The organism is Corynebacterium sp. NML 120412 (assembly GCF_002285155.1).
In the GTDB taxonomy this organism is placed as follows: domain Bacteria; phylum Actinomycetota; class Actinomycetes; order Mycobacteriales; family Mycobacteriaceae; genus Corynebacterium; species Corynebacterium gottingense.
In genome coordinates, this window is record NZ_NSGL01000006.1 from 68369 (window position 1) to 75576 (window position 7208).

Annotated in this window: 8 protein-coding genes and 1 pseudogene; 6 read left to right on the top strand and 3 right to left on the bottom strand. The window is 67.6% G+C overall.

The window, feature by feature from the left end:
• Positions 1 to 43 precede the first annotated feature (43 nt).
• Positions 44 to 586 (top strand): hypothetical protein, encoded by a 543-nt coding sequence (locus tag CKJ84_RS10580; protein ID WP_095538042.1) that lies wholly within the window; start codon positions 44 to 46, stop codon positions 584 to 586.
• Here the strand turns inward: CKJ84_RS10580 and CKJ84_RS10585 are convergent.
• A complete protein-coding gene (locus tag CKJ84_RS10585; RefSeq protein WP_095537991.1) occupies positions 583 to 1758 on the bottom strand; it encodes an alpha-amylase family protein in 1176 nt (391 codons plus the stop codon). The two genes, CKJ84_RS10580 and CKJ84_RS10585, sit on opposite strands and share 4 nt — an antisense overlap.
• Before the next feature lie 87 nt (positions 1759 to 1845).
• Between CKJ84_RS10585 and CKJ84_RS10590 the strand changes: the two genes are divergently transcribed.
• Complete coding sequence (locus tag CKJ84_RS10590; protein ID WP_095275298.1) at positions 1846 to 2439, top strand: TetR/AcrR family transcriptional regulator; 594 nt, start codon at positions 1846 to 1848, stop codon at positions 2437 to 2439.
• A 4-nt stretch (positions 2440 to 2443) separates the two neighbouring features.
• On the opposite strand, the gene CKJ84_RS10595 is transcribed toward CKJ84_RS10590, so the two are convergent.
• The gene (locus CKJ84_RS10595; RefSeq protein ID WP_095546914.1) at positions 2444 to 4111 is read right to left on the bottom strand and encodes a glutaminase; all 1668 of its coding nucleotides are present in this window, start codon (positions 4109 to 4111) and stop codon (positions 2444 to 2446) included.
• Positions 4112 to 4239: 128 nt separating this feature from the next.
• Here CKJ84_RS10595 and CKJ84_RS10600 point away from each other — a divergent pair, with 128 nt between their 5' ends.
• Genes CKJ84_RS10600 through CKJ84_RS10610 form a run of 3 tightly spaced genes read left to right on the top strand, consistent with a single transcriptional unit; the run spans position 4240 to position 6166 of the window.
• Entirely contained in the window at positions 4240 to 4452 is a 213-nt protein-coding gene (locus tag CKJ84_RS10600) for a helix-turn-helix transcriptional regulator (protein WP_095535845.1), read from the top strand.
• Between the two features lie 6 nt (positions 4453 to 4458).
• Entirely contained in the window at positions 4459 to 4941 is a 483-nt protein-coding gene (locus CKJ84_RS10605; RefSeq protein WP_095546915.1) for a hypothetical protein, read from the top strand.
• 52 nt (positions 4942 to 4993) lie between these two features.
• The gene (locus tag CKJ84_RS10610) at positions 4994 to 6166 is read left to right on the top strand and encodes a globin domain-containing protein (RefSeq protein WP_095546916.1); all 1173 of its coding nucleotides are present in this window, start codon (positions 4994 to 4996) and stop codon (positions 6164 to 6166) included.
• Here the strand turns inward: CKJ84_RS10610 and CKJ84_RS10615 are convergent, their stop codons facing one another.
• Positions 6167 to 6847: a metalloregulator ArsR/SmtB family transcription factor gene (locus CKJ84_RS10615; RefSeq protein ID WP_095546917.1), complete on the bottom strand. Its 681-nt coding sequence runs from the start codon at positions 6845 to 6847 to the stop codon at positions 6167 to 6169.
• 122 nt (positions 6848 to 6969) lie between these two features.
• Here CKJ84_RS10615 and CKJ84_RS10620 point away from each other — a divergent pair.
• Positions 6970 to 7208 (top strand): annotated as a pseudogene (locus tag CKJ84_RS10620) (beta-carotene 15,15'-monooxygenase); the annotation flags it as partial.

Below are 7208 nucleotides of genomic sequence, written 5' to 3' on the forward strand. Positions count from 1 at the left end.
GCTCCCCTTTCACATGCGTCACATCCGTGACATACTGGCGGTCATGAAACTCCGCTCCCTTGCCATGACCGCCGCCGTCGCGGGCACGCTCGCCGCGGCCCCGGCCGCCGCCCACGCCGACGCGATTGACGACGCCCTTGCCAAGCTCCCCGCCGGCGAAATCTCTTGCGCCCAGGCCGAGAAGTACTGGACCAACGACGCCGACTACAACGCCAAGGTCCGCCAGGCCCAGACCATCGCCCGCTTTGACAGCCGCGGCCCGCAGATCCTCGACGCCCTCGCCCGCGTAGAGAACGCGGCGAACCGCTGCGGCCTCAAGGGCACCAACGGCGGCACCAGCAACGCTGCGCCGGCGCAACCCGCACAGCCGGCCCAGCCGGCACAGCCCGCGCCGGCCACGCAGCCCGCCCAGCCCGCACCGGCCGCGCAGCAGAACCCCCAGAACGTGATCGTGCTCGCCCCGCAGGGCGCGCCGACCATCGACGTGCCGGTGGCCAACGTCGCGACCGTGCGACTGCCGGACCTGGGCGCGATCGTCCAGCAGCTGCTCGCGCAGTACGCGCAGGGTTCCTCCCTGCCGCGCTAACTCCCCCACTCGTAGAGGACCTCGGCGCCTGCGCGGATGCGCACGCCCGGCGCGGGCTCGAGCCACGCGTCGGTCTGGATCTCCTCGCCGTTTTCGCCACGACTCCGCACGGAGATCGTGGCGTTTTCCTTGTCCAGCACCTCCACGTCGGCGTGGGTGAGCCACTGGTTGCGGCGGCGCACGCCGATCAGCTTCTTGTGTTCCTCGAAGACCCACTGGCCCAGCTCGGAGAGTTCTGCCGGGGAGGCTGGGAGGGGTGGGCGGATGGCGTCGTCAGCCGCGAAGCCCTCGCCGCGCACCCCCTCGAAGCCCTGCTCGTCGCCGTAGTAGATGCTGGGCATGCCGGGCAGGCTCATGAGCAGGGCGAGCGCGACGATCTCCCCGTCCTGGCCCACCTTGGAGGCGATGCGGTCGACGTCGTGGTTGCCAATGAAGATGTTGGGAAGCGTCCGCTTAGCAATGTCGCGGTGGCGGCCCAGCGCGTGGTCGAGCTCCCAGAAGTTGGTGTCTGAGATGGAGGACCAGAGCGCCTTCCACAGCTCGTACTGCGTGACGGAGTCGAGCGTGCCCGCCTCGGCGATCTCGGCGTAGTCGCCGTGGATGACCTCGCCGAGGATGCACACGTCGGGGAACTCCTCGCGTACCCGCCCAAGCACTGTGCGCCAGAACTCGGCGGGCACGGAGTAGGCAACGTCGAGGCGCCAGCCTTGGATGCCGCGGCGCAGCCAGTGCAGCATGATGTCAGTCACCGCGTCCTGGACCCTGGGGTCGTCGTGGTGCAGGGTGGCCAGCTCCTCGTGGCCCTCCCAGTCGGTGCCGCCGGCGAGGCCCTCGGCCACCCACGGGTGGGTGCGCGCGACGTGGTTGAACACGCCATCGAGCATGACCTGGATGCCGCGCTCGTGGCACGCGGCGACGAAGTGGTCGAAGTCGGCGTCGTCGCCAAGCCTGGCGTCGATGCGGAAGTGGTCGAGCGTGTCGTAGCCGTGCGCGACGGACTCGAAGATGGGGCCGAGGAGGATGCCGTTGCAGCCGAGCTCGATGAGGTAGTCCAGCCACGCCTCGAGGCGGGGAAGGCGGTGTGCGGCATCCTTTGCGTCGCGAATGGGGGCACCCGTCGCGCCAAGGGGGTAGACGTGCCACCAGATGGCGTCTACGAGCTGCTGTTTCACGGTATTTCCCTTTCGTCAGCGGACAACGTTCAGAATTATATTGATATTCAATGCATGTAAAACTTGTGCGTGTGTACGATGTAGCGCATGACAGAACGCCACACGACGCACGCGCCACAGCGGCGCCTGAGCGTGGAGGAGCGGCGCCAGGAAATTCTCGACGCTGCCACGGAGATCTTCTCCACCACGCCCTACAGCGAGGTCCCCACCCAGCGTATCGCCGATCACTGCGGCGTGTCCCAAGGCTTGGTGTTCCACTACTTCGACTCCAAGGCCGGCCTGTACACCGCCTTCCTCGAGCGCACGGCCATCAACCTGCACAACGCCCAGATCGCCGCAGCTGAGGGGCTCGAGTCCTCCGACACCGAGGAAATCGTGCGCCGCGGGCTGGACATCTACCTCAACTACATCGAAACGCACCCGTTCGTGTGGTCCACCGGCAAGCGCGGCGGCGAGGAGCCGATCGAGGCGATCCACCTGCGCATCGAGCGCCACGACACCACCGTGCAGGCGCTGTGCGACTTCCTCGGCCGCAGCGACGACCGCGCGCGCATCGCCGTCTCGGGGCTCATCGGCTTTATCGACGCCATCGCGCTGGACTGGGTCGACGACGGCTGCCCCGCCGAGCAGCGCGAACTGCTCATCAACGTCGCCTCCGCTGCCTTCCTCGCGGCACTGTAGCGCGCTACCGCTCGCCGCGGCGCCGGATCAGCGGCTCGAGCCGCTCCTGGATGCGCTCCCGCCAAGCTTCGACGGTTTCCTTGTAGCCCTCGCCGTGCGGGTGCATGCCTCGGTGGGTAAACGTGACCTGGGTTTCGCCGTCCTCCTGCTCGCTGTCGCTGAGCTCGAAGATGAGCGAGGTGTCGTCCCAGTCGCGGTCCTCCTTGTCCTTGCCCGTGGTTTCGGTATGCCAGACCAGGCGGTCGCCCACCTCGGACTCCTCGACGCGGAACTCCGCGTACTGGTCGTCGGTGTCGAAGTGGAACTCGCCGCCCTGCTCGGAGGCCGAGCCCTCGATGTGGTCGACGTGCTCGTCCCACCACTCCTGCGGGGCGGAGATCGCCCGGAAGACCTCGGTGCGCGACCCCGGCACGGTGAAGGTAGTGGAGAAGTCCTTGATGGCGGGGACCTTCGTGCCGTCGGAAAACTCGTAGTCCGGCATCGCGCCGTCGGGGTCGTAGATGCGCACGTCCAGGCCGGTGTCGCGCAGGTGGCGCATCCCCTCCTTGATCAGCAGGCGCCCGGCCTTGTTAAAGCTGGTCACGTTGGACACGTCGAGCACCAGCGTGCCGCCCACGATGCGCTCGCTGGCCAGGTCGTGCAGGATGTTCTCCGCAGCGGTGAAGTTGATCATGCCCTGCAGCTCCACCACGGTGCAGTCCTCGCGCCGCTCCACCGACCGAATGCCCGGCGCGGCGTAGAAGTCCGCGCCCATCAGGTTCAGCCCGAGCGAGTCGGACATTTCGCGGAAGATCCGCACCCCGCGCACCGAGTTGCCCTGCTCGTTGAGCCGCGGGCTTAACGACGCCAACCCCAACTGCCCCGGCATCGTCCCGATCAACCCGCCGGCGACGCCGGATTTCGCCGGGATCCCCACGTTGACCATCCACTGCCCCGACCCGTCGTACATGCCGGCCGACGTCATCACCGCCTGCGTGATCCGGCACGAGCCGGCGGACAGGACGCGCTCGCCAGTAATCGGCTGCACGCCGCCGTTGGCCAGCGTCGCCGCCATGGTGGCCAGGTCGCGCACCGTCACCAGCACCGAGCACTGCTGTGTGTACGAGTCGATCGCGTCGTGCGCCTGGTCCTGCACCATGCCGAACTCCCGCAGCAGGTGCGCAATGGCCAGGTTGCGGTGGGCGGTGCCGAGTTCGGACTGGACCAGCGACTCGTCGATACGCAGCTCCCTGCCCGCGAGCCGGGAGAAGTACGCGCGGATCTTCTCCACCCGCTCCTCCACCGAGGACTCGGCGCCGTTGATCATCTGGTTCACCGCGATCGCCCCCGCGTTGATCATGGGGTTGGCGGGGCGGTGCGTGCCCTCCTCCAGCGAGATCGCGTTGAACGCCTCGCCCGACGGCTCCACGCCCACGTACTTGTGCACCTCCGCCGCGCCGAGCTCCTCGAGCGCGAGCGCGTAGACGAACGGCTTGGAAATCGACTGGATGGTGAACTCGTAGTCGTCATCGCCCACCGAGTACAGGTTTCCCGAGGTCGTGCACAGCGCCACGCCAAGCTTGTCGGGGTCCGCGGCGGCCAGCTCGTCGATGTAGTCGGCGACCTCGCCGCTGTCGTCATCGCGGACGAGGTCGAGGATGCGGTCAAGGTAGGCAGGCACTGGCGTCGGCATGCGCGCCAGTCTAGAGCCTTTCGCTTATCGACGCTCCCCCATTTCCTTTTTGTCTAGTTTCCTTTACATCGTGGTGTGTTTGGTTTATAGTTTGTCGTAGGCGCTTACGAGACCTGAAAGGAGCGCTGATGCCAGACACACACGAAAACATGGTCCGCAAATGGCGGCGGTGGCAGGAACTCTCCCAAGCCGACCTCGCCGCGCAGGTGGGAGTGTCCCGCCAGACCATCGCCAACATCGAAAAAGGCAACTACTCCCCCTCCGTCCACCTCGCACTCGACATCGCACACACCCTCGGCAAAACCGTCGAAGCCCTCTTCGGCGACGACCAGGAAGGATAACTCCCCATGTTGAAGCAGTACGGCGACAAGAAAGTCGCCCTGGCCAACCAAGGCACCGACGACGAATACCAGCAGCAGATCCTCCACCAGTCCAGCACTGTGACCTCGGAGACGCTCATGTACACGACCACGTTCATCATGGCGATCCTCGCGTGGGTCCTGCCCGACGGCGCCGCCATCTACTCGCTGCTGGCCCTGCTGCCCGTCACGCTCGCGCAAACCGCCGGCGCGCTGTGGATGCAGAACTACGCCCCGCGGCCCCGCCCGCCCAAGATGTTCACCCTGTCCACCCTGCCCATCTGGATCCTCTTCGCGATCACCCTCGCCGGCATCGCCTTCACCGACTTCGACGGCGACCGCGGCGGCACCATCGGCATGGTCATCGGCGCACTCATCGGTGGCGGCGCGGCGGCCATCTTCGCCCCGCGCTTCCAGCGCCACAAGCGCCGCGACGACGAGGAGCGCCTCGCCACGGACCTCGAGGACTAGTTTTGACGGGTACAGTCGGTGTTAATTGTTCAACGGCACGAAAGGACACCGCATGTACCTGCAGGAAAAGCCGGACCCGAAGCTCAACTACCTCAGCGAGGAGCACGCCGAGATCATCAAGGCCACGCTCCCGCCGGTGGGTGAGAACATCGAGACCATCACGAAGACGTTCTACAACAAGATGTTCACCGCGCACCCGGAGCTCATCGCCAACACCTTCAACCGCGGCAACCAGAAGCAGGGCGCGCAGCAGAAGGCGCTCGCGGCCTCGGTCGCGACCTTCGCCACCCAGCTCGTGGACCCGAACGCGCCGGACCCGGTCATGATGCTGGACCGCATCGCCCACAAGCACGTCTCGCTGGGCATCCGCAAGGACCAGTACCAGATCGTGCACGACAACCTCATGGCCGCGATCGCCGAGGTGCTCGGCGACGCCGTCACCCCCGAAGTCGCCGAAGCCTGGGACGCCGTCTACTGGCTCATGGCCGACGTGCTGATCAAGCACGAGGCGAAGCTCTACGAATCCGACGGCGTGACCGACGGCGACGTCTTCCGCCGCGCCGAGGTCACGGCCAAGGAGCAGCTCACCGACTCCGTCTACGCCTACACGCTCAGCGGCGACTTCACCGCGCCGCGCCCCGGCCAGTACACCTCCGTGGGCGTCACGCTTGACGACGGCGCCCGCCAGCTCCGCCAGTACTCCATCATCGAGGGCGACGAGCACTCCTACCGCATCGCCGTGGAGACCGACGGCGAGGTCTCGACCTTCCTGCGCGACCACGTGGCGGTCGGCGACACCGTCGACGCCACCCTCGCCGCCGGCGACCTGGTCCTCCAGGACAGCAACAACCCGGTCGTGCTCATCTCCAGCGGCATCGGCTCCACCCCGATGGTGGGCATCCTGGGCCACCTCTCGCGCACCCACTCGGACCGCAAGGTGACCTACCTCCACGCCGACAACTCCGAAGATTCCTGGGCGCAGCAGGCCGAGACCCGCGCCCTCGCGGAAGCGCTTGCCGACGCCAACGTCACCGCCACCTTCCGCAGCCAGGACCAGCGCATCAACGTCGCCGAGGCCGACCTCGCCGGCGCGGACGTCTACCTCTGCGGCGGCGCGAACTTCCTTCAGGGCATCCGCGACGACATCGCGGCGCTGCCCGCCGACAAGGCGCCCGCCAACGTCTACTTCGAGCTGTTCAGCCCGAACGACTGGCTGATCAACTAGCTACTCCACCTCGGTGATGCGGGCCCCGCACTCGTGGGGCCGGTCGAACGGCAGAAGCTCCACCTGCATGCGGCCCGCCTTGCCGTCCACGTAGCCGGCGTGCAGCGCGCACACCGCCGGGCTCGGCGCCCTGCCGGGGTCGGTGACAAACGGGCACGCCTTGAGGGAGAGCTCGCGTGAGGTGTCGGTGGCGGCATCGTCGCGAAGCGCTGGGTCGAACCCCATATCCCGCAGGATCCGGGCGACCTTCTCGGTCGCCTCGTCCAGATCCCGCGGCGTGCCGCCGTGCCTCGACGACGCCTCCTTCGCCCACTGCCGTCCCACCTCGCGCGCCCGCTCCAGGTCGTCGCCGGCGATCGCGGTGGCCAGCATGTCCACCAGCTCGACGTACTCGCTGGTCACGTCCGCGTTCCGCGCCACGCGCGCGGTAAAGATGTGCGACGGCCGCCCCCGCCCGGTCGTGCGCGCCTGCCTGCGCACCACGAGCCCGTGGGCGATGAGCTCCTCAAGGTGCCCGCGGACCGTGTTGATGTGCATGCCCAGTTCCTTCGCCAGCTCCGCCACCTGCGCACCCTGCGGAAACTGCTGCAGCGCGCCGAAGACCTCGCGCTGCTTCGCGCTCAGCTCCGCGGCTGCGGTGGTGAGATCGGAGGTGGGGCGCGGCGTCCGGTGTCGGTCCATGCTTCGCACCTTTCTGCCTGCCGCTCGGCGGCGGCACTTCTTGGACAGTTGCGTGCGTTCATTATATGAACCACGCCCTGACCGCCTTGTTTGACCCCTCCCAGATTAGTACGATTATTACCGTGCAAAAAGTAGTGGGCGTGCTCGTGGCGTGCTGGGCCGCCGTCTCGCTCGCGGCCGCGCTCGCCGGCGCGTCGCGCTGGACGGTGATCCACCCGCTCACGCTCGGCGTGGTCACGACCGCCATCCAGGCCTACTCCACCCACTTCGCCGACGCGCTCACGCGCACCGCCTCCCGCCCCGCCGGGCTGGCCGTGCGCATCGCGGCGGTCAACCTGGCGCTCGTCGCGCTGCTGCTGGG

Coding starts and splice junctions, on each gene's coding strand:
- CKJ84_RS10590 (WP_095275298.1), top strand. CDS start 1,846: ATGACAGAACGCCACACGACGCACGCGCCACAGCGGCGCCTGAGCGTG.
- CKJ84_RS10580 (WP_095538042.1), top strand. CDS start 44: ATGAAACTCCGCTCCCTTGCCATGACCGCCGCCGTCGCGGGCACGCTC.
- CKJ84_RS10610 (WP_095546916.1), top strand. CDS start 4,994: ATGTACCTGCAGGAAAAGCCGGACCCGAAGCTCAACTACCTCAGCGAG.
- CKJ84_RS10595 (WP_095546914.1), bottom strand. CDS start 4,111: ATGCCGACGCCAGTGCCTGCCTACCTTGACCGCATCCTCGACCTCGTC.
- CKJ84_RS10615 (WP_095546917.1), bottom strand. CDS start 6,847: ATGGACCGACACCGGACGCCGCGCCCCACCTCCGATCTCACCACCGCA.
- CKJ84_RS10605 (WP_095546915.1), top strand. CDS start 4,459: ATGTTGAAGCAGTACGGCGACAAGAAAGTCGCCCTGGCCAACCAAGGC.
- CKJ84_RS10600 (WP_095535845.1), top strand. CDS start 4,240: ATGCCAGACACACACGAAAACATGGTCCGCAAATGGCGGCGGTGGCAG.